Raw genomic sequence first — 25,531 nt, forward strand, 5'->3', positions numbered from 1 at the left:
AGTTGTCTCCAGTGCCTGTAATAGTCGCAGGCCGGTGACGGCGGGACATCCCGCCACCCAAGACCCGCGCACGCACCGACCGGTAGCGCGCGCCCGCAGAGAGCAGCAGAGCAGAGGACACGATGGCGACATACGCAATCGTCAAGACCGGCGGCAAGCAGTACAAGGTTGCCGTCGGTGACGTGGTGAAGGTTGAGAAGCTCGAGACTGAGCCTGGCGCATCGGTATCGCTGCCTGTCGCCCTGGTGGTCGACGGCGCCAAGGTCACCAGCAAGGCTGATGACCTGGCCAAGGTCGCCGTGACGGGCGAGGTGCTGGAGCACACCAAGGGTCCCAAGATCCGCATCCACAAGTTCAAGAACAAGACCGGCTACCACAAGCGCCAGGGGCACCGTCAGCAGCTGACCGTGCTCAAGGTCACCGGTATCAAGTAGCAAGGGAGCGATCTAATGGCACACAAAAAGGGCGCTTCCAGCTCGCGCAACGGTCGCGATTCCGCAGCGCAGCGGCTCGGCGTCAAGCGTTTCGGTGGTCAGGTCGTCAAGGCCGGCGAGATTCTCGTCCGCCAGCGCGGCACCCACTTCCACCCCGGCGTGAACGTCGGCCGTGGCGGCGATGACACGCTGTTCGCCTTGGCCCCCGGCGCCGTGGAGTTTGGCTCCAAGCGTGGCCGCAAGAACGTGAACATCGTTCCTGTGCCGCGCCCGGAGGCCTGAAACTTAGAGGATTCTCCGCGAATGTGAAGCAGCTGCGAGTTCTCGATCGAACTTTCGCGATAGCTTCACATTCGACGGAGAGGATGTCCGATGCCCCGGTTTGTCGACCGCGTCGTCATTCACACGCGTGCAGGCAACGGTGGCCACGGCTGCGCGTCGGTGCACCGAGAGAAATTCAAACCCCTCGGTGGGCCCGACGGCGGTAACGGTGGTCGTGGCGGCAGCATCGTGCTCGTCGTGGATCCGCAGGTGCACACCCTGCTGGACTTCCATTTCCATCCGCACGTCGACGCCCCCTCCGGCAAGCCGGGTGCGGGCAGCAATCGTGACGGTGCCACCGGCGACGATCTGATCGTGCGCGTGCCGGACGGCACGGTGGTGCTCGATGAGAACGGCCGGATGCTGGCCGACCTGGTCGGTGCCGGTACCCGGTTCGAAGCTGCGCAGGGTGGTCGAGGCGGTCTCGGTAACGCCGCACTGGCTTCCCGGGCCCGCAAGGCCCCCGGCTTCGCGCTCCTCGGTGAGAAGGGGCAGGCCCGTGATCTCACGCTGGAACTCAAGACCGTTGCCGATGTCGGCCTGATCGGGTTCCCGTCGGCGGGCAAATCGTCTCTGGTGTCGACCATCTCGGCGGCCAAGCCCAAGATCGCCGACTATCCGTTCACCACTCTGGTGCCCAACCTGGGCGTGGTGTCGGCCGGCGACAACACTTTCACCGTCGCCGACGTTCCCGGTTTGATCCCCGGCGCATCCGAGGGCCGGGGTCTCGGCCTGGAATTCCTTCGGCACCTTGAGCGCTGCGCGGTGCTCGTGCATGTCGTGGACTGCGCCACAATGGAACCCGGCCGTGACCCGATCTCCGACATCGAGGCGCTGGAGGCCGAACTCGCGGCCTACACCCCGACCCTGCAAGGCGATTCCACGCTGGGCGACCTGGCGTCGCGGCCACGTGCGGTGGTGCTCAACAAGATCGACGTTCCCGACGCTCGGGAGTTGGCCGACTTCGTGCGGGAAGAGGTGCAGTCCCAGTTCGGCTGGCCGGTGTACGAGATCTCGACAGTCAGCCGTGATGGTTTGCGACCGTTGATCTTTGCACTGTGGGAGATGGTGAAGGCGTATCGCGATGCGCAGCCTGAGGCGGTGCCCAGGCGTCCGGTGATCCGGCCGATCGCCATCGACGAGAGCGGATTCACCGTGGAATCGGACGGATCCGGTGGATTTTTGGTGCGCGGTACCCGTCCCGAGCGCTGGATCGCCCAGACCGACTTCGGCAACGATGAGGCCGTCGGCTACCTCGGTGACCGGTTGGCGCGGTTGGGCGTCGAGGATGCGTTGTTCAAGAACGGCGCCAAGCCCGGCTGCGCCGTGACCATCGGCGACATGACCTTCGACTGGGAACCGCAGACCCCGGCCGGCATCGATATGCCGCTGACCGGTCGAGGTACTGACATCCGGCTCGAACAGACCGACCGGACCGGTGCCTCCGAACGCAAGGCCGCACGGCGCGAACGGCGCCAGCCCGGGAGCGAAGACGAGTGACCGGTGCAGGCTCGACGCGTTCCGCACACCGGGAAGCGATTCGGACCGCACGCAGTGTCGTCGTCAAGATCGGCACCACTGCGCTGACCACTCCGTCCGGGGTGTTTGACGCCGGACGGCTCGCTGTCCTGGTCGAGGCCATCGAAGGCCGGATGCGCGCCGGCTCTGATCTGGTGATCGTGTCCTCCGGCGCCATTGCCGCGGGAATCGAACCGCTCGGACTGTCCAAGCGCCCAACGGATCTGGCTACCAAGCAGGCGGCGGCTAGCGTCGGGCAGGTAGCTCTGGTCAACGCCTGGAGTTCGGCCTTCGCCGTCTACAACCGCACGGTCGGGCAGGTACTGCTGACCGCCCATGACATTGCGATGCGGGTGCAGCACAACAACGCTCAACGCACGCTGGACCGGTTGCGTGCCCTGCACGCGGTCGCGATCGTCAACGAGAACGACACGGTGGCCACCAATGAGATCAGGTTCGGCGACAACGACCGGCTTTCGGCGCTGGTGGCCCAGCTGGTCGGTGCCGACGCACTAATCCTGCTGTCCGACATCGACGGCCTGTATGACTCTGATCCCCGAAAAGGGAACGCGCGCTTCATTCCTGAGGTTGGTGCGCAGGGGGATCTCGACGGGGTGGTGGCCGGAGGTGGTAGCCACCTGGGTACCGGCGGCATGGCCTCGAAGCTGTCCTCTGCACTGCTGGCCGCCGATGCCGGGGTGCCGGTGCTGTTGGCCGCCGCGGCGGATGCCGGTGCGGCGCTCAGCGATGCCTCGGTCGGCACCGTGTTCGCACCGCGTCCCGAGCGGATGTCGGCGCGGCGGTTCTGGGTTCGCCACGCCGCGGAGTCGCACGGGGCGCTGACCCTCGACGACGGTGCGGTGCGCGCGGTCGTCCAGCAGCGGCGCTCACTGCTGCCTGCCGGGATCACCGAGGTCACCGGCCACTTCCACGGCGGCGATGTGGTGGATCTGAGGGCGCTTGACGGGCAAACCGTCGCGCGGGGCGTGGTGGCCTACGAGGCTTCGGAGTTGGCCGCGATCATCGGCCGTTCGACGCCGGATCTGCCGGCCGAACTGCGCCGCCCCGCCGTTCACGCCGACGATCTGGTCGCTACCTAGCGATTTGTGCACCTCCGGTAACGCTGACCGTTACGCGCGGTGCACAAATCACAGCTTGGGGGACTCCAGATACAGCGCACCCCAGACGATCTGGGTGATCGTGTCGGCCAACTCGGCATCGTAGGACGCCGGGTGTGACGGCAGATTCTGATGGCAGGACCGTTCCACCATCCACGTCAACGTGCTGGCGGTGGCGGCGGCAGGCAGTTGCGGCCGGATCGACCCGTCGGATTGGCCGTCCTCGATCACCTTGGTGAGTTGATCGGAGATCCCGGCCAGCAGTTCCCGGTAGGTCTGTGCGACGAGTGGGTCATAGCTCGACATCTCGGTGAGTGCGATCAACACGGGTTGGTGGCGCCGATAGCTCGCGACGATGCCCGACATGGCGGAATGGGCGTCGGCGGGGTCGCGGCGTCCGGCGACGCTCCACCACTGTTGGGCAGCCTGGGTCAGATCACCGAACACCTGGGTGGCCAGCCGGCGCAGCAGATGGCCCTTGTCCTCGAAATAGATATAGAAACTGGCCCGGGAGATCCCGGCCGCGGTGGCGAGTTTGTCCACGCTGAGCTCGGTGAAGCTGGTGCCGTCGGCCATCAGCCGGTCGGTGGCGTCGAGCAGTTGGCGTTCGATCCGCTCGCGGCGTTCCTCCCGCTTGGCCTGCGGTTTTCGCGTTACCGATGGCATGACCTCAGGGTATCCGCTTTCGCCACACCTTGACTAGACATAGTGTCTAGACTTATTGTCACCAACATGACTGTGTCGCCCATCACATCAGCCCCTTCGTGGCCTTCCACCGCACGCCCCTACGACCCGATCGACCTGTCGTCGCGGAAGTTCTGGGCCACCACGGCCGCCGATCGTGAGGTCACGTTCGCCGAACTGCGCACCTCCCGCCCGGTCAGCTGGCATCCGCCCGTCGAGGACGCCCTCATGAAGGATCCCGACGATCGCGGGTTCTGGGCGGTGACCCGGCACGCCGACATCGTGGCGGTCAGCCGTGACAGCGAGACATTCCTGTCGGGCAAAGGGGTGCTGTTCGAATCCGTTCCCGAAGAGCTGCTCGAGGCGTCACAGTCCTTCCTGGCGATGGACGCGCCGCGACACACGCTGATCCGCAAACTGGTCCACGCCGCGTTCACGCCCCGGCAGGTGGCCCGCATCGAAGACTCGATCAAGGAGAACGCACGCGACATCGTGGCCGAGCTCAAGGAAGTCGGCAGCGGGGTGGACTTCGTCGACCAGTGCGCCAAGGAACTGCCCATCCGCACGCTGTCGGACATGGTCGGGATTCCCGAGTCCGAACGCCAGCGGGTGGCCCATGCCGCGGACGCGCTGGTGTCCTGGGCCGACCCGGTCTATCTGGCCGGGCGCAACCCGCTGGAGGTGCTGCTGCAGAACCAGATGTGCCTGCATCAGGTGGCGAATGCGCTTGCCGCAGAACGCAGGGAGAATCCGGGCAATGATCTGATCAGCGCGCTGGTGCACGCCGAGGTCGACGGGGACCGGCTCACGGATGCCGAGGTGGCGGCGTTCTTCGTCCTGCTGGCGGTGGCGGGCAACGACACCACCCGCCAGACCACCAGCCACGCGCTCAAGGCGCTCACCGACCACCCTGACCAGAGGGACTGGCTGATGGCGGCTTTCGATGATCGGATCGGCGGCGCCGTGGAAGAGTTCGTCCGGTGGGCCAGCCCGGTGATGACCTTCCGCCGCACCGCTGCGGTCGATACCGAACTGGGTGGGCAGCAGATCGCGGCGGGGGAGAAGGTGGTGATGTTCTATGCATCGGGCAACTGGGACGCCGATGTGTTCGACCGGCCCGAGGTCTTCGACCTGAGCCGAAAGCCCAATCCACACCTCGGTTTCGGCGGCGGCGGACGGCACTTCTGCCTGGGCGCGCATGTCGCCCGGACGCAACTGCGGGCCATCTTCGGTGAGCTGCTGCATCAACTGCCCGACATCGCCGCCGGCGAACCGGCCTACCTGGAGGGCAATTTCGTGCACGCTATCCGGTCGATGCCGTGCACGTTCTCCTGAGTTCACCGGCCAGCAGGACCAGCATCTCCGAACAGCCCGTCTCGACCTTGACGGTGGCCAGGTCGTCGCCGCGGGTAGGTCCGCGGTTGATGATCCCCACCGGGATACCGTGTGCGGCCGCGTGCCGGACGAACCGGTATCCGGAGTACACGGTCAGCGAGGACCCCGCTACCAGGAGTGCATCGGCGTCGTCGATCATCGAATACGCCTGATCGACACGGGGTTTGGGGACACTCTCGCCGAAGTAGACGATGTCGGGTTTGAGCATGCCCGCACAGGCCGGGCAGTCCATGACGACGAACGAGTCCGTCTCGGTGACCACGGCGTCGGCGTCGGGTGCCACCGCGATGCCGCCGACCGACTCGGCGCGTTCGAGGAAGCCGGGGTTGGCTGCCTCCAGTGCGGCGGCCAGCTCGTCGCGAGCCATCGTCGTGCCACAATCCAGGCAGACCACCCGGGCGTAGGTGCCGTGCAGGTTGACCACCGATCGGCTACCCGCCTTACTGTGCAGGAGATCGACGTTCTGGGTGATCAGTCCGTTCACCACACCGGCGGATTCCAGCGTGGCGAGGGCACGATGCCCGGCATTGGGCATGGTTTCGTCCATGTGGCGCCAGCCGACGTGATTGCGGGCCCAGTACCGCTGGCGGAACTCCGGATCGGTGGTGAACTGCCGGATCGTCATCGGGTTGCTCGGCGGGGAGTCCGGGCCGCGGTAGTCGGGGATGCCCGAATCGGTCGACATGCCGGCGCCGGTCAGCACCGCGACACGGCGTCCCTGCAGCAGGGCGACGAGTTCGGGGGCATCCACGCATCCAGGGTAGATCGGTGGGAAAAAGCGTTTGCCTCCCGTGGCAGGGTGACGGGGTGCCCACCTCTCCGGATCTGACCGGCCGCACTCGACGAGCGGCGGCGGCAGCGCTGGACGCCGGGCGTGCGCTCGGCCTGCCTGCCACCGGGACAACGGTGCTGCACGATGCGTTCTCGGTCGTCGTGCGCCTGGAACCGACTCCGGTGGTGGCGCGAGTCCAGGTTGTGTTGCCGCCCGGGATGACACCGCACGCTCAGGCAGAGCGGCAACAGCGCGAACTGGACGCGGTGGCCTGGCTCGAGGGGAGGGGCGTGCCGGTCGTAGCTCCGGCACCACTGTTGCCCCGGTCGCCGGTGCGCCGAGGCGGCTTCGGAATGACGTTCTGGGAGTTGGCCGATGTTGCGGCGGACCACGAGCCGTACTCGGCCGTCCCCATGGTGCATACCGCGACGCTGCACGCCGCGCTTGCGGAACATCCGGACGAACTGCCGTTTCTCACCCCGTTCAACCGGTCGCTCGGAGGTTTGATCGACGAGTTGGACGATGCGTCCCTGCTGCTGCCGAGCGATATCGGCCGGGTCCGCGACGAATACGCGGTGCTGCGTTCGGTGCTGGCCGATCGTGCCGCGTTCGCGGCCAGGTTCCCCGACATGAGTGTGCAGACGATTCACGGGGATGGACCGGCGCTCAATGTGATCCGGACAACCGACGGCGTGCGGTTCTCGGATTTCGAGGACGTCACCTGTGGGCCGGTGGAGTGGGACCTGGCACTGGCCGGCTCAGCTGCGGTCGCCGAGTACGACGACGCGGCGCGAGAACTGGGGTTGCGCACCACGAATCCCGAAGTGCAGAGCCTGGTCGATGCCGCCGCGAGATTGATGATGGTCAGCTGTGCTTTGCTGATACCTCAGTTGCCGGTGCTCGCCGAAGGACTGCTGCCGATGATCGAGGCCTGGCGGGAGTCTCCGTCACTGACGTGAAGTTCACCCATCGCGGTATCACTCATGCGTCAATTGGTACCCAGTGACCCGATCGTGACACTTTTCGGGTGACAATGGGCGCGATGGACTTCTACAGCGCCTACCACCACGGTTTCGTGCGGGTCGCCGCCTGCACCCACCACACGGCGCTGGCGGATCCGCCGGCCAACGCCGAATCGGTGCTCCGGTTGGCGCAGGACTGCCATGACGACGGGGTAGCTGTCGCGGTGTTTCCGGAGTTGACGTTGTCGGGCTACTCGATCGACGACATCCTCCTTCAGGACACCCTGCTGGAGTCGGTGGAGCAGGCGCTCATCGAAATCGTCGCGGCCTCGGTGGTGTTGACGCCGGTGCTGGTCGTCGGTGCGCCGGTGCGGTACCGGCACCGGATCTACAACACCGCGGTCGTCATCCACCGCGGAGCGGTGCTCGGAGTGGCTCCCAAGTCCTACCTGCCGACGTACCGGGAGTTCTACGAACGCAGGCAGATGGCCACCGGCGCCGACGTGCGCGGCACTATCCGGGTGGCCGGTGCCGAGGTGCCGTTCGGGCCGGACCTGCTGTTCGTGGCGTCCGATCTTCCCGGGCTGGTCCTGCATGTCGAGATCTGTGAGGACATGTTCGTGCCCGTGCCGCCCAGTGCGCAGGCCGCGCTGGCAGGTGCGACGGTGCTGGCCAATCTCTCCGGTAGCCCGATCACCGTCGGCCGTGCCGAAGACCGTGCGCTGCTGGCCCGTTCGGCCTCGTCGCGGTGCTTGGCCGCCTATGTGTACGCCGCTGCGGGCGAGGGGGAGTCGACCACCGACCTGGCCTGGGACGGCCAGACCATGATCTGGGAGAACGGGCTGCTGCTCGCCGAGAGCGAGCGCTTCCCGCGCGGTGAACGACGCTCGGTGGCCGACGTGGACCTGGAGTTGCTGCGGTCGGAGCGGCTGCGGATGGGTACGTTCGATGACAACGCCAGACACCATGGCGCCCAAGTCGATTCGTTCCGCCGTATCGAGTTCCAACTCGACCCGCCGACGGGTGACATCGGACTGCGGCGCGAGATCGAGCGGTTCCCGTTCGTGCCGGCGGATCCTGAACGACTGCAACGGGATTGCTACGAGGCCTACAACATCCAGGTGTCCGGGTTGGAACAGCGGTTGCGGGCGCTGAACTACCCCAAGGTGGTGATCGGGGTGTCCGGCGGGCTGGATTCCACGCACGCCCTGATCGTGGCGGCGCGGGCGATGGATCGGGAGAACCGTCCGCGCAGCGACATTCTCGCGTTCACGATGCCCGGCTTCGCTACCGGCGAGCACACCAAGAACAACGCGATCCGGTTGAGCCGGGCCCTGGGTGTGACGTTCGCCGAGATCGACATCAAGAAGACCGCCGAGCTGATGCTGACCGAGATGGACCATCCGTTCGGCCGCGGCGAGAAGGTCTACGACGTGACGTTCGAGAACGTCCAGGCCGGCCTGCGCACCGACTACCTGTTCCGGCTGGCCAATCAGCGCGGCGGCATCGTGCTCGGTACGGGTGACCTGTCGGAGCTGGCGCTGGGTTGGTCGACTTACGGTGTCGGCGACCAGATGTCGCACTACAACGTCAACGGCGGAGTGCCGAAAACCTTGATCCAGCACCTGATCCGGTGGGTGATCTCATCCGATCAGTTCGGGGCCGAGGTAAACGGGGTACTCCAATCGGTGCTGAACACCGAGATCACCCCGGAGTTGGTGCCCGCCGGCGAGGGTGATGAGATCCAGAGCAGCGAGGCCAAGGTCGGCCCCTATGCGCTGCAGGACTTTTCGTTGTTCCAGGTGCTGCGCTACGGGTTCCGCCCGTCCAAGGTGGCCTTCCTGGCCTGGCATGCCTGGCATGACGCAGCCGACGGTGACTGGCCCGCCGGGTTCCCCGAGGACAAGCGTCCGGCGTATTCGCTCAGCGAGATCCGGCACTGGCTGCAGGTCTTCGCGCAGCGGTTCTTCTCGTTCTCACAGTTCAAGCGTTCTGCGTTGCCCAACGGCCCCAAGGTGTCGCACGGCGGCTCCCTGTCGCCGCGTGGGGACTGGCGCGCGCCGTCGGACATGTCGGCGCGGATCTGGCTCGACGAGATCGAACGGGGCGTCCCGGAGCAGTAGTTTTTGCGTCCACCCCACGGTCAATTCAAATTGACGACGCAAAAAATTGACAAGCTAACCTTCTGGCTCGCATCGCCGCGCTAATGTGCGTCGGGTCACATTTCGGTGCCGCCGATGTCGGGTCGAGGGGGTTGTGTTGGGTGCTGCAAAGTACGTCGGTCGGGTAGGTGGATTGGCGGTTGCGCTCGGGGTCGGTTCGGCCGTCGTCCTGGGCGGGCAGGTGCTGGGCACCCCGGTGGCCTCGGCATCGCCCGGCTCGGCCGATACGTCGTCTGAGTCCGCCTCCGCGCCTGCCCACAAGAGTCGGGCCAAGGACCGGCAGAGTGCCCGCTCATTGCGGCAGGCCGCGGTGCGTACGGCGATCAAGGACCGGACGACCAAGCTCGGTGAACCCGGCCGTCATCGCGTCAGCGCGACGACGCCGAAGTCTGACGTCGTCCAAACGATCACCGACCGGCTGTCGGAGGCACAGGACACGATCAAGGCCGGCGTGACCCGTCACGCCAGTGACTCGGACCCGGTCGCCGCCGCCGGAAAACCCAAGGTCACCAAGCCCGCTGAGACGCCGCGGAGCCTGTCATTCGACACCCCCACACTGCCGCGCCCCCTGCGCGATCAGGCCCAGGTCGCCGAGCCAACCGCCATTGCAGAGCCGACGATCGACGCCATCGAAACCGGCGCGAAGGCCGAGCCGCCACCTTCGGCCGGTCCGGCTCCGGTGCGGGGCCTGATCGAGACCGTGGTCAACGACCTCGCGAGGACGCTGGCCGGAAACTCGCCCACCGCGCCCTCGACTGATTCGCCCGCCGAGTGGGTTCTGCTGGCGGCCGCGCGCCGGGAGTTCGCCACCTCGGCCGCCGCGCCCTCCGTGAGCGCCACCGGCGGCATCACCGCGGCCCCGTCGGTCGGCATCACCGATGGCATCATCCGCGGCCAAACCGGGGCCACCAGTTCGAGTGGGCTGCCGCTCAGCTACACCGTCATCGGTGACCCGAGCGGAGGCGGCAAGGTCCGGCTCAACTCGGCCAACGGCAGCTTCACGTTCCTGCCCTATGCGACCGTCGTCGCCAGCGGCGGCACCGAGAAGTTCACCGTCCTGGTCGCTGAGACCACGGCGTTTGATGCTGCACTGCAACAGATCCCGATAGTGGGCATGGTCGTGCCGCAGGTGCTGGTGATCGTGCATCAGGTACCGATCGTCAACGACTTGTTGGCGCCGCTCATCGGCAAGTCGGAGATGGTGGACGTCAACGTGGACGTCGGCGAGCTCGCACCGGCGGGTACCCCGGTGGCCTACACGGTCAAGGTGACGTCCTTCGACGGCACGCCGATCAGCATGAACTATTTCCCGGCATCGGGCCTTCAGGAAGGGGAAAAGGCGCCGACGATCTTCAGCGGCGCGGGCCTGTCCAGTGCAGGGGATACGAACCCGTACTCCGGCGGCGCCACCGGTGTCGGCACGTTCCGCAACGCGGGCTACAACGTCGTCACCTGGGATTCGCGGGGCGAGCACGACTCGGGCGGGCTCCTGCAACTCGACAATCCGTTCTTCGAGGGCCGCGACGTGTCGGCCATGATCGACTACGTCGCCAAACAGTCCGGCACGCAACTCGACGCCGCGAATGATCCGCGGATGGGCATGGTGGGCCCGTCATACGGCGGTGGCATCCAGTGGGTGGCCGCGGGCACCGACAACCGGATCGACGCGATCGTCCCGACGATCTCGTGGAACTCCCTGAACAGTTCGCTGTACCCCAACGAGGCGTTCAAGACGTCGTATGCGGCGCTGCTGCTGCTGTCGTTGGTGACGTCGGGCGCGAACATCAACAGCCAGCTGTACACCGGCATCTTCACCGGTGGGCTGCTCGGCATCCTGACCCCCGAGCAGCAAGCCCTGCTGGCCAGCAGCGGCCCGACCGCGCTGGTCAACAAAGTCACCGCACCGACGCTGATCATCCAGGGCACCGTCGACGTGTTGTTCCCGCTGCAGCAGGCCATGGACAACGCGCAGATCCTCGACGCCAACGGCGTGCCGGTGAAGATGGTCTGGTTCTGCGGCGGCCACGGCAACTGCGAGACCCCGCCCGGTGACAGTGCCGAGATGGTTCAGACCGCGACGCTGAGCTGGTTGGACACCTACGTCAAACACAAGGGCGAAGCCGTCGACGACGGGCTGCCCAAGTTCCAGTGGATCGATCAGAACGGCGACCACTACACGTCCGACCTCCTGCCGACCGACCCGAATTTCACCGGGACCCCGGTCACCGCATCGGGCAGCGGCGGGCTGCTCGGAATCGTCCCGATCCTCGGTGGTTCCGGACCGGGCGCGGCGGGGATCCCCTTCGGCCTCGGGGACGGCACCAAGGCCGCCAACGCGGTGAACGTCAAGGTGACCGCGCCGTCGGGCACCGCCACCCAGATCGTCGGTGCGCCCGAGCTGACGATGACCTACTCCGGCATCGGCACCAGCCGCCACGTGTACGCCCAGATCGTCGACGACCAGACCGGGCAGGTGATCGGCAACGTGGTCACACCGATTCCGGTCACTCTCGACGGCCGGGAACGCACCGTCACCATCCCGATGGAGGCCGTGGCCTACACGCTGGAGCCCGGACACACCGCCACGGTGCAGATCACCACGTCGGCGACGTCGTTCCTCAACTTCACCCAGTTCGGCGCCATCAACATTTCCGGTGTGGAGGTGTCGTTGCCGACCGCGGGACCCGGAGCCAATGTGCAGCCCGCGGCGGCTGCCAGGGAGGACCTGGTCAGCGTCTAGAGCCGGCCCTCGACGCGCAGATCCGGGTGGACCCACTCCGGTGAGCGTCGTGCCTTGAAGGCGCGGAAACCCTCCGCTGCCTCGTCGCCGCTGTAGCTCGCCTTCATGCCGATCCGGTCGTAGAGGCCCATATAGCTGTCCAGGCTGGACTTGACCACCCCGCGGGCCCGGGGTGCGGTCCGGCAGCATTGGGCGAGCACTTCGGTTGCGGCAGAGAGTAATTCGTCGTGCGGCACCAGCCGGGCGACCAAGCCCCAGTCGACGGCCTCCTGGGCGCTGAGCGTGCGTCCGGTGAACATCAGGTCGCGGGTGCGGACCGGGCCGATCAGGCGGGCCAACATCTGGCTGTAGTAGGTGTCGGCGATGCCGCGGTACAACTCGGGCACCCGGAAGGTGGCGCGGTCGCTGACCACCGCCATGTCACTGCAGATCGCGATCTGGAACCCGCCGCCCTGGCACAACCCGTTGACCGCGCTCACCACCGGCTTGACCGATTGGCGCAGCGTTTCGAACGGGGTGACGTCCATCGACAGGGCTGCGCCGAAGCTCATCCAGTCGTCGACGCCGTTGCCGCCGCCGAGGTCGCCGCCGGGTGCGAACACGTCCCCGGTTCCGGTGATCAGCAGGCCGGCCAGATCGGGATCCGCCTCGACGTGGGTGACCGCGTACCGGATGCCGAAGTACATGGCCGGGGTCATCGCATTGCGGGCCTCGGGCCGGTCCAGGGTGACCACGCCGAACGGTCCCTGCCGTTCGAACCTGAGGTACGGGGTGCCGAGCCAGTCGCCTTCGGGTGGTCGTGGACTGTTTCCCTGGGTCATGTCGGCGACTATAACGCCAACGGTATCGGCTTCAGTTGGCGGCGTCAGGGCATCAGGACGGCGTCGATGTCGGCAGCCGACGGCGCGCAGCCGCCGGCCCCGCGCACCAGGGTGGCCAACGCTCCGGCCGCGCAGGCGCGCCGCAGCGCCGACTCGTGACCGGCGGTCCAGTTGGCGGCCAGCACCCCGGCGAACACGTCACCGGCACCGGCGGTGTCCAGGGCCTGTACCGCGGGGGCCGGCACGTCGAACCGCTCTTCAGTGCCCAGGTAGCTGGCGCCTCGTGCGCCCCGGGTGATCACCAGATGTCGTACCGGCCAGTGCCATTCGGCTGCCTCGGTCTCGTTGACCACCACCACGTCGACCAGTTCCGACAGGCCGAGCAGCTGATGGGCGGCGGTACCTCCCGGTGAGGCGTTGAGCATCACCACCGCCCCGGCCGCCTTTGCCAACCGGGCCGCGGCGATCGCCGTCGCCACCGGGATCTCCAACTGGATCAGGACGACCTCGCTCCAGACGATGGCCGTGCGTGCCGCGGCGGAATCCACCTCGAGCCGGGCATTGGCGCCCGGCGCCACCACGATGCAGTTCTCGCCGACCCCGTCGACCAGGATCGCGGCCGATCCGCTCGGACCGGGCACACATGTCACGGCGTCGGTCGCGACCCCGGTGGCTTGGAGATGCTCCCGCAGGTTTGTCGCGGCGGCATCGTCACCGAGCGCGGCGACCAGTGCGACCTCGGCGCCGGCCCGCGCGGCCGCCACCGCCTGGTTACCGCCCTTGCCGCCGGGCGCGGACACCAGCGACGACGCGAGCACGGTCTGTCCCGGGCGCGGCAGCGCGCCGACGGTGAAGGTGAGGTCGGCGTTGATGCTCCCGACGACGCAAACCCGCGCAGCGGCCATAAACGAAAAGGCTAGCCCGGCGTGCTTGTCTTAGGGCGCCTGACACCTGTCGAAGGGCGTCAACTCCTCCGATACGCTGGCTAGATGAGCGTTCAGACGCAGTCGCCGGCGGTGTCGCAAGCAGACCTGCGCGAGCAGGTGCACGAGGCCGCGCGTCGCGCCCGCGTCGCGGCCCGCACCCTGGGCACCCTGAGCACCGAGACCAAGAACCGTGCGCTGCATGCCGCGGCCGACAGCGTGCTGGCCCATGTCCACGAGATCCTGGCCGCCAACGCCGCCGACGTCGAGGCCGCCCGCGAGTCGGGAACACCCGAGGCCATGCTGGACCGGTTGGCACTCAACCCGCAGCGGGTCGACGGCATCGCAGCCGGGTTGCGTCAGGTCGCCGGGCTGCCCGATCCGGTCGGCGAGGTGTTGCAGGGCCGTACCCTGCCCAATGGGCTGCAGCTGCGTCAGCAGCGGGTGCCGCTGGGTGTGGTCGGCATGGTCTACGAGGGCCGCCCCAACGTCACGGTGGACGCCTTCGGGCTCACCCTCAAATCCGGGAATGCCGCTCTGCTGCGCGGTAGTTCGTCGGCGGCCCGGTCCAATCAGGCCCTGGTGACCGCGCTGCGTTCGGCACTGGCCTCGGTCGGTCTGCCCGTGGATGCGGTGCAGTTGCTGCCCAGCCATGACCGCGCCAGTGTCACCCACCTGATCCAGGCCCGCGGGCTGGTCGACGTGGTGATCCCGCGCGGGGGAGCCGGCTTGATCGAGGCCGTGGTGCGCGATGCGCAGGTTCCGACCATCGAGACCGGTGTCGGCAATTGCCATGTCTACGTTCATTCCTCGGCCGACGTCGACCTGGCCGAGAAGATCCTGCTGAATTCCAAGACCCGGCGCCCCAGCGTCTGCAATGCCGCCGAGACCCTGCTGGTGGACAAGGCGCTGCAGACGACCGTGCTGCCCCGGCTCACCGCCGCGCTGCGCGAGGCCGGGGTCACCGTGCACGCCGACCCGACGGACGAGGAGCTGCACACCGAATTCCTCTCGATGGACATAGCGGTCGCGGTGGTGGACGGGCTCGACGGCGCGATCGCCCACATCAACGAGTACGGCACCGGGCACACCGAGGCCATCGTGACTACGGATCTTGCTGCGGCCCAGCGCTTCACCGAACAGGTGGACGCGGCCGCGGTGATGGTCAACGCGTCCACCGCGTTCACCGACGGAGAGCAGTTCGGTTTCGGCGCCGAGATCGGCATCTCCACCCAGAAGCTGCATGCCCGCGGACCGATGGGCCTGCCCGAACTGACCTCGACCAAATGGATCGTGTGGGGAGACGGTCAGACCCGCCCGGCTTAGCCGCCGACCAGATAGAGACCAGGAGACCACATGAGCGTGCCCGCTCGCCCCGCTCGTCCCGCTCCGCTGTTCACCGACATCGACGATGTCGCGCGGCGCCTGGCGGAGACCGGCTACCTGCCCGATACCGCCACCGCGACAGCGGTTTTCCTCGCCGACCGGCTGGGCAAGCCATTGCTCGTGGAAGGGCCCGCGGGCGTAGGCAAGACCGAGCTGGCCCGCGCGGTGGCCGCAACCACCGGCTCCGAACTGGTCCGCCTGCAGTGCTACGAGGGTGTCGACGAGGCCCGCGCGCTCTACGAGTGGAACCACGCCAAGCAGATCTTGCGGATCCAGGCCGGGCAGAACGCAAACGGCGGCGACTGGGACCAGACCAAGATGGACGTGTTCAGCGAGGAATTCCTGCTGACCCGCCCGCTGCTGACCGCGATCAAGCGCACCGACCCGACCGTGCTGCTGATCGACGAGACCGACAAAGCCGACATCGAGATCGAGGGCCTGCTGCTGGAGGTGCTCTCCGACTTCGCGGTCACGGTCCCGGAACTGGGCACCATCACCGCCGAGCGGCCGCCGTTCGTCCTGCTGACGTCCAACGCCACCCGGGAACTCTCCGAGGCGCTCAAGCGTCGCTGCCTGTTCCTGCACATCGACTTCCCGGATGCCGATCTGGAGCGCCGCATCCTGCTGTCCCGCGTGCCCGAACTGCCCGAGCACATCGCAGCCGAGCTGGTGAAGATCATCGGCGTGATGCGCGGCATGCAGCTCAAGAAGGTGCCGTCGGTCGCCGAGACCATCGACTGGGGTCGCACCGTGCTGGCACTGGGCATGGACACCATCGACGACGAGATGATCGCCGCCACCCTCGGTGTGGTGCTCAAACATCAGTCCGACCAAGTCAAAGCGGCCGGCGAACTGAGGCTGAACTGATGGGACTGAACTAGTGACCCCCCGCCGGGTTCGACCGCCCCAGCCGCTGGCCCCGCACGGCTTGCCGGGGCATCTCGTCGAGTTCGTCGAAGCCCTTCGTGGACAAGGCATCTCGGTCGGTCCGTCGGAGACGGTAGACGCCGGGCGGGTGATTACCGTGCTCGGGTTGGGCGATCGTGCGGCGTTGCGCGAGGGCATTGCCTGCGCGGTGCTGCGACGCCCCGATCACCGCGACACCTACGACGCGATGTTCGACCTGTTCTTCCCGGCGGCGCTGGGCGCGCGCACCGTGCTCTCCGATGACGAGACCGGAGCAGAGGGCGACACAGCGGACCGCCTCCAGCTCCCGCCCGAGGACATCGAGGCGATGCGCGACGCGTTGGTGCAGATGCTGGCCGACAACGAGGATCTGGCCAATCTCGATGACCGCATGGCGGCGATGATCGCGCGGATCGTCGAGGCCTACGGCCGCTACAACTCCAGCCGTGGCCCGTCGTACTCGTCGTATCAGGCACTGAAGGCCATGAGCCTCGACGATCTGGAAGGCCGGCTGCTGGCCGGACTGCTCGCCCCCTACGGTGAGGAGCCCACGCCGACCCAGGAGGAGATCGCCAAGGCGCTGGCCGCCCAGCGCATCACCCAGCTGCGCAAGATGGTCGAGTCCGAGACCAAGCGGCGCACCGCCGAGCAGTTGGGCCGCGACCACGTGCAGATGTACGGGGTGCCGCAGCTGGCCGAGAACGTCGAGTTCCTGCGCGCCTCCGGCGAGCAACTCCGTCAGATGCGTAAGACCGTGCAGCCGCTGGCGCGAACGCTGGCGACGCGGCTGGCCGCCCGGCGCCGCCGGTCGCGGTCGGGCGAGATCGATCTGCGTAAGACGCTGCGCAAGTCGATGTCCACCGGCGGTGTGCCGATCGACGTCGTGCTCAAGAAGCCCCATCCGGCCCGTCCCGAGCTCGTGGTGCTCTGCGATGTGTCGGGCTCGGTGGCCGGGTTCAGCCACTTCACCCTGATGCTGGTGTCGGCGCTGCGCCAGCAGTTCTCCCGGGTTCGGGTCTTCGCCTTCATCGACACCACCGACGAGGTCACCGATATGTTCGGTCCGGAGGCCGATCTGGCGGTTGCGGTGCAACGCATCACCCGCGAGGCAGGTGTCTATACCCGCGACGGGCACTCCGACTACGGGCACGCGTTCGTGTCGTTCCTGGACAAGTACCCCAACGTGTTGTCCCCGCGCAGTTCGCTGCTGGTGCTGGGCGACGGCCGGAACAACTACCGCAACCCCGAGACGGCACTGCTGGCACACATGGTGTCGGCCAGCCGGCATGCGCACTGGCTCAACCCGGAGCCCAAGCACCTGTGGGGCAGCGGGGACTCGGCGGTGCCGAAGTACCTCGAAACCATCCCGATGCACGAGTGCCGCTCGGCCAAGCAGTTGGCCGCGGTGATCGACGGTTTGCTGCCGGTCTGAGCCCGGCCGGATTCGCGCGGGTGCCAGGGCGGGTCAACGCTCCCGTAAGCTGCCTCTTTGTGGCAAGACGGCGCAGGCTGGGTGTGATGGGTGGGACGTTCGATCCCATCCATAACGGGCACCTGGTCGCCGCCAGTGAGGTGGCCGACCTGTTCGAGCTGGACGAAGTGGTGTTCGTCCCGACCGGTCAGCCGTGGCAGAAGCACGACCGGCGCGTGAGCGCTCCTGAGGACCGGTATCTGATGACGGTGATCGCCACCGCGTCCAACCCGCGTTTCTCGGTCAGCCGGGTCGACATCGACCGGGGTGGGGCGACCTACACCAAGGACACCCTGCGTGATCTGCACGATCTCAATGCCGACAACGACTTGTACTTCATCACCGGAGCCGATGCCCTGGCCTCGATCCTGTCGTGGCAGAACTGGGAGGACCTGTTCTCCATGGCGAGGTTCGTCGGCGTGAGCCGACCGGGCTACGAGCTGGACGGTGAACACATCGAGGCGGCGCTGCGAGAGCTGCCGCCGGACACACTGACATTGGTCGAGGTGCCCGCGCTGGCCATCTCGTCCAGCGACTGCCGCAAGCGGGCCTCCGAAGGCCGGCCGATCTGGTACCTGGTGCCCGACGGCGTGGTGCAGTACGTGGCCAAACGCGGGTTGTATTCCGCTGACGGGAAGGGTGAACACATCATGGAGCCGGTTCGATGAGCGCGACTGCTGAGGCCGTGGAGATGGCGACGGTGGCTGCCAAGGCCGCCTCGGCCAAGCTGGCCGACGATGTGGTCGTCATCGACGTGTCGGATCAGTTGGTGATCACCGACTGTTTCGTGATCGCGTCGGCCTCCAATGAGCGTCAGGTCAACGCGATCGTCGACGAGGTCGAGGACAAGATGCGGCTGGCCGGGTACAAGCCCGCGCGCCGCGAAGGTACCCGCGAGGGGCGTTGGACGCTGCTCGATTACGTGGACATCGTCGTACACATCCAGCATCAGGACGAGCGGGAGTTCTACGCCCTGGAACGGCTGTGGCGCGACTGCCCGACGGTTCCGGTCGAGCTGGAATCACCCGAGGTCGACGAATGAGGACGCGATGACGGTCCGTCGGCTGGTGCTGTTGCGCCACGGCCAGACCGAGTACAACGCGGGCAGTCGGATGCAGGGTCAGCTCGACACCGAGTTGTCCGATCTGGGCCGCGACCAGGCCGCGGCGGCGGCCGAGGTGCTGGCCAAGCGTCAGCCGCTGCTGATCGTGTCCTCGGATCTCAAGCGTGCCCTGGACACTGCGATGGCCCTCGGTGACCGTGCCGGGATCCCGGTAGCCGTGGACAAGCGGTTACGTGAGACGCATCTGGGGGACTGGCAGGGTCTGACGCACCAGGAGGTGGACACGGCATCCCCGGGCGCCCGCTCCGCGTGGCGCGAGGATGCGCGGTGGGCGCCACACGGTGGTGAAAGCCGCGTCGACGTGGCCGACCGCAGCATTCCGGTTGTCGCTGAACTTGTTGCCGGGCAACCCGATTGGGGCCAGGACGGGGTCGGTGGCGGGGCAGACCGCCCGGTGGTGCTGGTCGCACACGGCGGGCTGATCGCGGCGCTGACCGCGGGCCTGCTCGGCCTGCCGGTGGACAACTGGCCGGTGCTCGGCGGCATGGGTAACGCCAGTTGGGTTCAGCTGTCGGGACATTCCGAGGATTCCGGGGACACGGTGGACTTCGAAGCGATCCGCTGGCGGCTGGATGTGTGGAATGCCTCGGCACAGGTGGCCAACGATGTCCTCTGATCACGTGCCGTCAGAGACCCGGCGCACCCTGCTGGTGTTCTGTGACTCCCTGTCCTATTTCGGCCCGACCGGCGGGCTGCCGTCCGACGATCCGCGGATCTGGCCCAACATCGTGGCCGAGCAGCTGGGCTGGGACGTCGAACTCATCGGCCGGATCGGGTGGACCTGCCGCGACGTCTGGTGGGCCTCGACCCAGGATCCGCGGGCGTGGGCGGCGTTACCTCGCGCCGGCGCGGTGGTTTTCGCCACCAGCGGCATGGACTCGCTCCCTTCACCGTTGCCGACGGCGCTGCGCGAGCTGATCCGCTATGTGCGTCCGGCCTGGCTGCGACGCTGGGCGCGCGACGGCTACGGCTGGCTTCAGCCGCGGTTGTCGCCGGTCGCCCGCGCAGCACTGCCCCCGCATCTGACGGTCGAATACCTTGAGATGACGCGCAACGCCATCGATTTCAACCGGCCGGGTATTCCGGTCGTGGCCTCGTTGCCGTCGGTGCACATGGCCGACACGTACGGCAAGGCCCATCACGGTCGTGAGCCCACGGTCAAGGCGATCACGGCCTGGGCGGCCGAACATGACGTGGCGCTGGTGGACCTCAAGGCCGCGGTGGCCGACGAGGTGCTCAGCGGGCGGGGCAATCCCGACGGCATCCACTGGAATTTCGAGGCCCACCGGGCGGTGGCCGAGTTGATGCTCAAGGGCCTGGCTGAAGCCGGTGTGCCGCAACTGGATTCCACCGACTGACGATGGCGGTCATGGTGGTGACCGACTCGACCTCGCAGTTGCGGCCCGAGTTGTGTGAAGAGTGGGGCATTCGGCAGGTGCCGTTGCATATCCTCGATGACGGCAACGACCTGCGTGACGGGATCGACCCGATGCCGTCGGGCATCTATGACCAGCCCCGGGTCACCACGTCTGGGGCGTCGCCGGCCGATCTCGCCGATACCTATCGCCAGGCGCTGGCCGACAGTAGCGGTGATGGTGTTGTTGCAGTCCATATTTCGGCTGCGCTGTCGAGTACCTACAGCACCGCGGCGGCGGTGGCCCGCGAAATCGGGCCGGCCGTGCGGGTGGTGAACTCCCGTGCCGCCGCGATGGGGGTGGGCTTCGTCGCCCTGGCCGCGGCGGAATCGGCCCGTGGCGGTGGAGCACTCGACACCGTTGAGGCGGCGGCTCGCGCCGCGATCCCGCGCGGGAAGGCGTTCATCGTCGTACACCGACTCGACAACCTGCGGCGCAGTGGCCGGATCGGTACGGCGGCATCGTGGCTGGGTACCGCGCTGTCACTCAAACCACTGCTGCGTCTGGATGTGGATGGCCGACTGGTGCTGTCACAGCGCATCCGGACGACATCGAAAGCGCATGCGGCACTGGTCGATCAGATCGTCGACGCGGCGGGGGACCGTGCCGTGCGCGTGGTCGTGCACCATGTCGACAACCCGGACGGTGCCGAGGAGATCGCGGCGGCACTCACCGACCGGTTGCCGAAGCTGGGATCCCTGTCGGTGACCGACATGGGCGCGGTGCTCGCAGTGCACGTCGGTGGCGGAGCGGTGGGTGCGTGTATCACCGTGGAGGACGCTTAGCCCGTCCGGCGATTGCCGACGCCGCTTTCTACATCAGGGTTGTGGATTCGGCGGCGCGCACAACCGTCAGGTGGAAAACGGCGTTACAGTCGCGGTGATGCGCCTGAGCTAGCCGGCGAAGCGGCCGGTGACCGGCGGTAGGTCCTTGAGCGTGAGGATGCCCGGCGCTGCTGCCACCACCGCAGGCACCGCGTTGGTGACCGGTAGCGCGGTGTAGATCATGCCGAGCCCGTTGAGGCTGACCTCGCTCCAGTCCTTCGAGGGTAGGCAGTACACGACAGTGCGCATGTTGGGGACGCCGAACACCTGGATCACGTGACCATGCGCGACGGGCTTCGGCGGGGTGACGTGATTGCCCATGATCCAGTTGAATCCGACGCTGACGACGTTCTTCTCGCCGACCCAGCCGCGGTGGTAGCCGTACACACTGGCCACCGTGCCCTTGGGGATCTGCATGAAGCCCAGATCGGAATCCTCGGTGGCCGGGGTGAACGTGACGTCGAACGTGATCCGGTCCAGCTTGGCGCCGATGGCGTCGGCCATCATCGCCGCCGACTCGGCGAACACCTCACTCTCGAGGCGGACACTCTCGGCCAGTCCCGGTGTCTCGGGATCCTGTCCGAATCCCATTGCGGCCATGGTTCCGGCCGATTCGTAGACCCCGCAGTCCACGGACTCGGTGATCCGGATTTCGTCGACGCTCTCGCACGCGCTGGACAGCACCATGCCCATCATGTTGGTCAGGCCGGGATGGGCCCCGCTGCCGAAGATGGTGGAATTGCCTGTCTGGCAGGCTTTCTCGATGCGTTCCCGGTCTTCGGGGGCTTGCTTGCCGCCGGTGATCCAGGCGGCACTGGAACACACGTTGATCCCGGCCTCCAGTAGGCGGACCAGTTCGTCGATGCTGGGCCAGATCGGGTTGTAGCAGCAGGCATCGGGCTTCAGGGCGATCAGGTCGTCGATGGAGTTGGTGGCCTTGATACCGGTGGGCTCGGGTCGGCCGGCCAACTCGGCGGCATCGACACCGACCTTGTCCGCGCCGTAGGCGTATACGCCGACCAGTTCCATGTCGTCGCGGCCGATGATCGCGTGCAGCGACCGCCGACCGATGTTGCCGGTGGTCCATTGGATGACCCGAATCGGCCTATCCGTTGCGGTCATATCGCCTCCTCGTTGAGCCCTGCACTGGACCTAGACACTATCGGGGACTTGTTCACTCGCGATAGGCACACCGTCGTCGCACAATCGAACTGTGGGGCGGGCTCGCCCCGGCGACACCATGAATCGAGGTCAGATCATGGACATCCTCTATGCCCTCGCTGCGGCCGGGGCTGGCGCCATCGCCATGCTCTGGCTCGGCGTGAACAACATCCGCGTGGTCAGGCAGTACGAGCGCGGCGTGGTCTTCCGGTTCGGCCGGGTCCGGGCCAACATCCGGCAACCAGGGCTGACGATGCTCATTCCCGTCGCCGACCGATTACAGAAGGTCAACATGCAGATCATCACGATGCCGGTGCCCGCGCAGGACGGCATCACCCGCGACAACGTCACCGTGCGGGTTGATGCGGTCATCTACTTCAACGTGCTCGACCCCGTGCGGGCGGTCGTCGACGTCCAGGACTACATGTCGGCGATCGGTCAGGTGGCGCAGACCTCACTGCGGTCGATCATCGGCAAGAGCAACCTGGACGACCTCCTGTCCAACCGGGAGCGGCTCAATCAAGGTCTCGAACTGCTCATCGACAACCCCGCTGTGGGCTGGGGGATTCACATCGACCGGGTCGAGATCAAAGACGTGGTGCTGCCGGATTCGATGAAGCGGTCCATTGCGCGTCAGGCCGAGGCGGAGCGCGAACGACGGGCCCGAGTCATCACCGCCGACGGTGAACTGCAGGCGTCCGAGAAACTCGCCGCGGCCGCCGATGTGATGTCGGCCGACCCGGCGGCCCTGCAGCTGCGGCTATTGGAGACGGTCGTCGAGGTGGCCGCGGAGAAGAACTCCACCGTGGTCCTGCCGTTCCCGGTGGAACTGCTGCGGTACCTGGAACGGGCCACGCCCCAGCAGCAGTCCTCCACCCGCGCAGTGGGATAGCGACGGCGGTAATCCACAACGCGAGATTCATCCACAGCCTCCCGGTGCCGCAGGCCCCGCCGCCCGGAATCGTCATGACCCGGACCTACCGTCGCGGGCATGGGAACCGAATTGTCGATGGAGCGGCTTCACCGTCTGGGGAGTGGCCGTCCGGGCACCGAGCCTGATCGCGACACCGACGGTGACGACGAGGCGCATCGGGACACCGAGTCGGAGAGCGCCCTGTCGAGATGGCTGCCCGATACGGCACCGGCAGCCGGCCCGGGCTGGTTGACCAGGGTGCGTGCCGACCCGGGCCGTGCCGGCGCACTGGCGCTGGCCGGCGTCGGGGTCCTGGCGATTCTGGTCACCGTCTTCACCCTGATCCGTCAGCAGCCACCGCCGGTCGCCTCGGTGAATCTGCCACCGGTGCAGATGGTTTCGTCGGCCGGTCCGACACCGGCAGGTGACGCTCCGGGCGGGCCCGTGGTGATCAGCGTGGTCGGGCTGGTGCACAAGCCGGGCCTGGTGACCCTGCAGCCCGGGGCCAGAATTGCCGACGCGCTGGAAGCCGTCGGTGGGCCACTCGACGGTGCCGACCTGATCGGGTTGAACATGGCTCGCCGGGTCGGTGACGGGGAACAGATCGTGGTGGGTATCGACGCGCCACCGGGCGAACCGAGGACCATGGGCAGTTCGGTCGCGGGTGATGCGCAGGCTTCGTCCCCACCTGGCGCGCCGCAGAAAGGGGCGCCGAAAGCCAGCGCCGGTGCGCCGTCAGGGCCCGTGGACCTCAACACGGCGACGGTCGAGGACCTCGACGCGCTGCCCGGCGTCGGCCCGGTGACCGCCGAGGCGATCGTGGCCTGGCGGGCCGCCAACGGTCGGTTCGACAGTGTCGATCAACTCGGTGACGTCGACGGCATCGGTCCGGCACGGCTGGAGAAGCTACGTGAGCTGGTCCGGGCGTGATGTTTCCGACGGTGACGGGCCGCCCGGCGACGGGTGGGCCGCGGGGCAGCCACTGGATCTGCGTCTCGTCCCGGCCGCGCTGACCGCGTGGTCGGTGTCGGCGGCCGCGATCGTCTGGCACCCGGGCGCCGCTGTGGTGGCGGGTCTCGGCGCCGTCGGGCTGACCTGGTTGGCCGCCCGGTGGGGAAACGGTGACGGCGCGGGCGTAGCCGCGGCCGTTCTGGCCGTGGCGGCCGTCGCTGCCGGATTCGCGGTCGCGGTGGGACTGCGCGTGCATCAGGTCGAACATCATCCGGTCAGCCGTCTCTACGGTGGAACCGCGACGGTGGAGGTCGTTCCCGCCGAGACACCGCGGACGATCAAGGGCGGGCGGTTGATGTTCCGTGCTGCACTGCGTCGGGTCGACCGGGCCCCGATGTCGGGGCGGGTCCTGGTGTTCGCACCACCGGGCTTCGGCGAGGCGGGTCCGGGACGTCCGGTGACATTCCGGGCCGCCGTGGGGCGCCCAGACCGCAGGGATCTGAGTGTGGCCGTGCTGGCAGCGTCGGGACAGCCGTCGCTGGGGGAGGCCTCGGCCGTACAGCGCATCGCCCAGCAGATCCGTGCGGGCTTCGCAGAAGCGGCACGTGCGGCGCTGCCCGCCGATCAGGCAGCCATGTTGCCCGCATTGGTACTGGGGGATACCTCGACGGTCACCGGCACGACCACCGCGCAGTTCCGCACGTCGGGTCTCACCCATCTGACCGCGGTGTCGGGCGCCAACGTGACCATCGTGTGCGGGGCGCTGTTGCTCAGCGCGGCATTGGTCGGGCCGAGAGCCGCCGTGCTGCTCGCCGGCGCTGGATTGGTCGGCTTCGTCATCGTCGTGCAGCCCTCGGCCAGCGTCCTGCGGGCTGCCGTGATGGGTGCGGTGACCCTGCTCGCGGTGTTGACCCATCGGCGACGACAGGCGGTGCCCGCGCTGGCCGCCGGCGTGATCGCTCTGATGATCGCGGCCCCCGAACTGGCGGTCGATATCGGGTTCGCATTGTCGGTGTGTGCGACGGCGAGCATCGTCGTCCTCGCCCCGGTGTGGTCCGGGCGGTTGCAGGCCCGTGGCTGGCCGCGCCCGATGGCGGCAGCGGTCAGCGTGGCGGTGGTGGCCCAGTTGGTCACCGCCCCACTGGTGGCCGGGATCTCGGGAACCGTCAGCTTGGTGGCTGTCGCCGCCAATCTCGCAGTGGCCGGGGTGATTCCGCCGATCACGGTCCTCGGTACCGCGGCGGCCGTGTGCTCGACGGTCTGGCCCGGCGGAGCCCAACTACTGATCCGGTTCACCGGACCGGAGCTGTGGTGGCTGCTGTCGGTGGCCCGGTGGGGTTCGGCACTCCCGGCGGCCGCCCTGCCGTCGCCCTCCGGGTTGGCCGGTGTGGTGTCGGTGGCGTTGGGAGGGGTGGCGTTGACGGTGTTGTGGCGGCTGCGCTGGGTGCGTCGCGGGTTGGCCGCGGTGGTGTTCGGCCTCCTGGCCTGGGCACTGGCGGGCCAGGTGGTCGGAGCTGTCGGTTCGGCGTGA

At 67.6% G+C, this 25,531-nt stretch carries 24 protein-coding genes; 19 read left to right on the forward strand and 5 right to left on the reverse strand.

Annotation, left to right across the window (positions count from 1 at the left end):
• The first annotated feature begins 122 nt into the window (after window positions 1-122).
• The 4 genes from rplU to proB all read left to right on the forward strand — a co-directional run bounded on the left by rplU (window position 123) and on the right by proB (window position 3,373).
• Window positions 123-434 carry a 50S ribosomal protein L21 gene (rplU, locus tag JOF57_RS05685; protein ID WP_135456321.1) on the forward strand — a complete coding sequence of 104 codons (312 nt, stop codon included), beginning with the start codon at window positions 123-125 and terminating at the stop codon, window positions 432-434.
• A gap of 15 nt (window positions 435-449) precedes the next feature.
• Window positions 450-716 carry a 50S ribosomal protein L27 gene (rpmA, locus tag JOF57_RS05690; protein ID WP_018599244.1) on the forward strand — a complete coding sequence of 89 codons (267 nt, stop codon included), beginning with the start codon at window positions 450-452 and terminating at the stop codon, window positions 714-716.
• 90 nt (window positions 717-806) lie between these two features.
• On the forward strand, window positions 807-2,255 hold the full coding sequence (gene obgE, locus JOF57_RS05695; protein WP_209914576.1) for a GTPase ObgE: 1,449 nt from the start codon (window positions 807-809) through the stop codon (window positions 2,253-2,255).
• Window positions 2,252-3,373: a glutamate 5-kinase gene (gene proB, locus JOF57_RS05700; protein ID WP_209914578.1), complete on the forward strand. Its 1,122-nt coding sequence runs from the start codon at window positions 2,252-2,254 to the stop codon at window positions 3,371-3,373. The genes obgE and proB overlap by 4 nt, the downstream gene beginning before the upstream one ends.
• A 48-nt stretch (window positions 3,374-3,421) precedes the next feature.
• Here proB and JOF57_RS05705 read toward each other — a convergent pair whose 3' ends face one another.
• Window positions 3,422-4,057 carry a TetR/AcrR family transcriptional regulator gene (locus JOF57_RS05705; RefSeq protein WP_209914581.1) on the reverse strand — a complete coding sequence of 212 codons (636 nt, stop codon included), beginning with the start codon at window positions 4,055-4,057 and terminating at the stop codon, window positions 3,422-3,424.
• A 66-nt stretch (window positions 4,058-4,123) separates the two neighbouring features.
• On the opposite strand from JOF57_RS05705, the gene JOF57_RS05710 reads away from it, so the two are divergent.
• The gene (locus tag JOF57_RS05710) at window positions 4,124-5,410 is read left to right on the forward strand and encodes a cytochrome P450 (protein ID WP_209914584.1); all 1,287 of its coding nucleotides are present in this window, start codon (window positions 4,124-4,126) and stop codon (window positions 5,408-5,410) included.
• Here the strand turns inward: JOF57_RS05710 and JOF57_RS05715 are convergent.
• Complete coding sequence (locus JOF57_RS05715) at window positions 5,379-6,221, reverse strand: NAD-dependent protein deacetylase (RefSeq protein ID WP_209914587.1); 843 nt, start codon at window positions 6,219-6,221, stop codon at window positions 5,379-5,381. The genes JOF57_RS05710 and JOF57_RS05715 overlap by 32 nt on opposite strands.
• Before the next feature lie 56 nt (window positions 6,222-6,277).
• Between JOF57_RS05715 and JOF57_RS05720 the strand changes: the two genes are divergently transcribed.
• The 3 genes from JOF57_RS05720 to JOF57_RS05730 all read left to right on the forward strand — a co-directional run bounded on the left by JOF57_RS05720 (window position 6,278) and on the right by JOF57_RS05730 (window position 12,106).
• The gene (locus JOF57_RS05720; protein WP_209914590.1) at window positions 6,278-7,201 is read left to right on the forward strand and encodes a phosphotransferase; all 924 of its coding nucleotides are present in this window, start codon (window positions 6,278-6,280) and stop codon (window positions 7,199-7,201) included.
• Window positions 7,202-7,284: 83 nt separating this feature from the next.
• Window positions 7,285-9,327: an NAD(+) synthase gene (locus tag JOF57_RS05725; protein WP_209915847.1), complete on the forward strand. Its 2,043-nt coding sequence runs from the start codon at window positions 7,285-7,287 to the stop codon at window positions 9,325-9,327.
• 133 nt (window positions 9,328-9,460) lie between these two features.
• Window positions 9,461-12,106, forward strand: a complete 2,646-nt coding sequence (locus JOF57_RS05730; RefSeq protein WP_209914593.1) for a S15 peptidase family protein — start codon at window positions 9,461-9,463, stop codon at window positions 12,104-12,106.
• Here JOF57_RS05730 and JOF57_RS05735 read toward each other — a convergent pair.
• The gene (locus tag JOF57_RS05735) at window positions 12,103-12,927 is read right to left on the reverse strand and encodes an enoyl-CoA hydratase/isomerase family protein (protein ID WP_209914596.1); all 825 of its coding nucleotides are present in this window, start codon (window positions 12,925-12,927) and stop codon (window positions 12,103-12,105) included. The genes JOF57_RS05730 and JOF57_RS05735 overlap by 4 nt on opposite strands.
• Before the next feature lie 44 nt (window positions 12,928-12,971).
• On the reverse strand, window positions 12,972-13,832 hold the full coding sequence (locus tag JOF57_RS05740; RefSeq protein WP_209914598.1) for a ribokinase: 861 nt from the start codon (window positions 13,830-13,832) through the stop codon (window positions 12,972-12,974).
• Window positions 13,833-13,916: 84 nt separating this feature from the next.
• On the opposite strand from JOF57_RS05740, the gene JOF57_RS05745 reads away from it, so the two are divergent.
• From JOF57_RS05745 to JOF57_RS05780, 8 genes are read left to right on the forward strand one after another with little or no spacing between them, the layout of a single operon-like run.
• Window positions 13,917-15,176, forward strand: a complete 1,260-nt coding sequence (locus JOF57_RS05745; protein WP_209914601.1) for a glutamate-5-semialdehyde dehydrogenase — start codon at window positions 13,917-13,919, stop codon at window positions 15,174-15,176.
• A gap of 30 nt (window positions 15,177-15,206) precedes the next feature.
• Window positions 15,207-16,103: an AAA family ATPase gene (locus JOF57_RS05750; protein WP_209914604.1), complete on the forward strand. Its 897-nt coding sequence runs from the start codon at window positions 15,207-15,209 to the stop codon at window positions 16,101-16,103.
• A 13-nt stretch (window positions 16,104-16,116) separates the two neighbouring features.
• Window positions 16,117-17,574, forward strand: a complete 1,458-nt coding sequence (locus tag JOF57_RS05755) for a vWA domain-containing protein (protein WP_209914607.1) — start codon at window positions 16,117-16,119, stop codon at window positions 17,572-17,574.
• Between the two features lie 59 nt (window positions 17,575-17,633).
• Window positions 17,634-18,281 carry a nicotinate-nucleotide adenylyltransferase gene (nadD, locus tag JOF57_RS05760; RefSeq protein ID WP_209914609.1) on the forward strand — a complete coding sequence of 216 codons (648 nt, stop codon included), beginning with the start codon at window positions 17,634-17,636 and terminating at the stop codon, window positions 18,279-18,281.
• A complete protein-coding gene (gene rsfS, locus JOF57_RS05765; RefSeq protein WP_209914613.1) occupies window positions 18,278-18,655 on the forward strand; it encodes a ribosome silencing factor in 378 nt (125 codons plus the stop codon). Before nadD ends, rsfS begins: the two co-directional genes overlap by 4 nt.
• A 7-nt stretch (window positions 18,656-18,662) precedes the next feature.
• A complete protein-coding gene (gene gpgP, locus JOF57_RS05770; protein WP_209914616.1) occupies window positions 18,663-19,352 on the forward strand; it encodes a glucosyl-3-phosphoglycerate phosphatase in 690 nt (229 codons plus the stop codon).
• Window positions 19,342-20,094 (forward strand): diglucosylglycerate octanoyltransferase, encoded by a 753-nt coding sequence (gene octT, locus JOF57_RS05775; protein WP_209914619.1) that lies wholly within the window; start codon window positions 19,342-19,344, stop codon window positions 20,092-20,094. The genes gpgP and octT overlap by 11 nt, the downstream gene beginning before the upstream one ends.
• A gap of 2 nt (window positions 20,095-20,096) precedes the next feature.
• Complete coding sequence (locus JOF57_RS05780) at window positions 20,097-20,936, forward strand: DegV family protein (protein ID WP_209914621.1); 840 nt, start codon at window positions 20,097-20,099, stop codon at window positions 20,934-20,936.
• Between the two features lie 108 nt (window positions 20,937-21,044).
• Here JOF57_RS05780 and JOF57_RS05785 read toward each other — a convergent pair whose 3' ends face one another.
• Entirely contained in the window at window positions 21,045-22,097 is a 1,053-nt protein-coding gene (locus JOF57_RS05785; RefSeq protein ID WP_209914623.1) for an NAD(P)H-dependent amine dehydrogenase family protein, read from the reverse strand.
• A gap of 136 nt (window positions 22,098-22,233) precedes the next feature.
• Between JOF57_RS05785 and JOF57_RS05790 the strand changes: the two genes are divergently transcribed.
• The 3 genes from JOF57_RS05790 (at window position 22,234) to JOF57_RS05800 (ending at window position 25,531) form a co-directional block, all read left to right on the forward strand.
• Complete coding sequence (locus JOF57_RS05790; protein ID WP_209915849.1) at window positions 22,234-23,028, forward strand: SPFH domain-containing protein; 795 nt, start codon at window positions 22,234-22,236, stop codon at window positions 23,026-23,028.
• A gap of 99 nt (window positions 23,029-23,127) precedes the next feature.
• Window positions 23,128-23,979 carry a ComEA family DNA-binding protein gene (locus tag JOF57_RS05795; RefSeq protein WP_209914627.1) on the forward strand — a complete coding sequence of 284 codons (852 nt, stop codon included), beginning with the start codon at window positions 23,128-23,130 and terminating at the stop codon, window positions 23,977-23,979.
• A 52-nt stretch (window positions 23,980-24,031) separates the two neighbouring features.
• On the forward strand, window positions 24,032-25,531 hold the full coding sequence (locus JOF57_RS05800; protein WP_234937967.1) for a ComEC/Rec2 family competence protein: 1,500 nt from the start codon (window positions 24,032-24,034) through the stop codon (window positions 25,529-25,531).

It is taken from the genome of Mycolicibacterium lutetiense (assembly GCF_017876775.1).
Taxonomy (GTDB): Bacteria; Actinomycetota; Actinomycetes; order Mycobacteriales; family Mycobacteriaceae; genus Mycobacterium; species Mycobacterium lutetiense.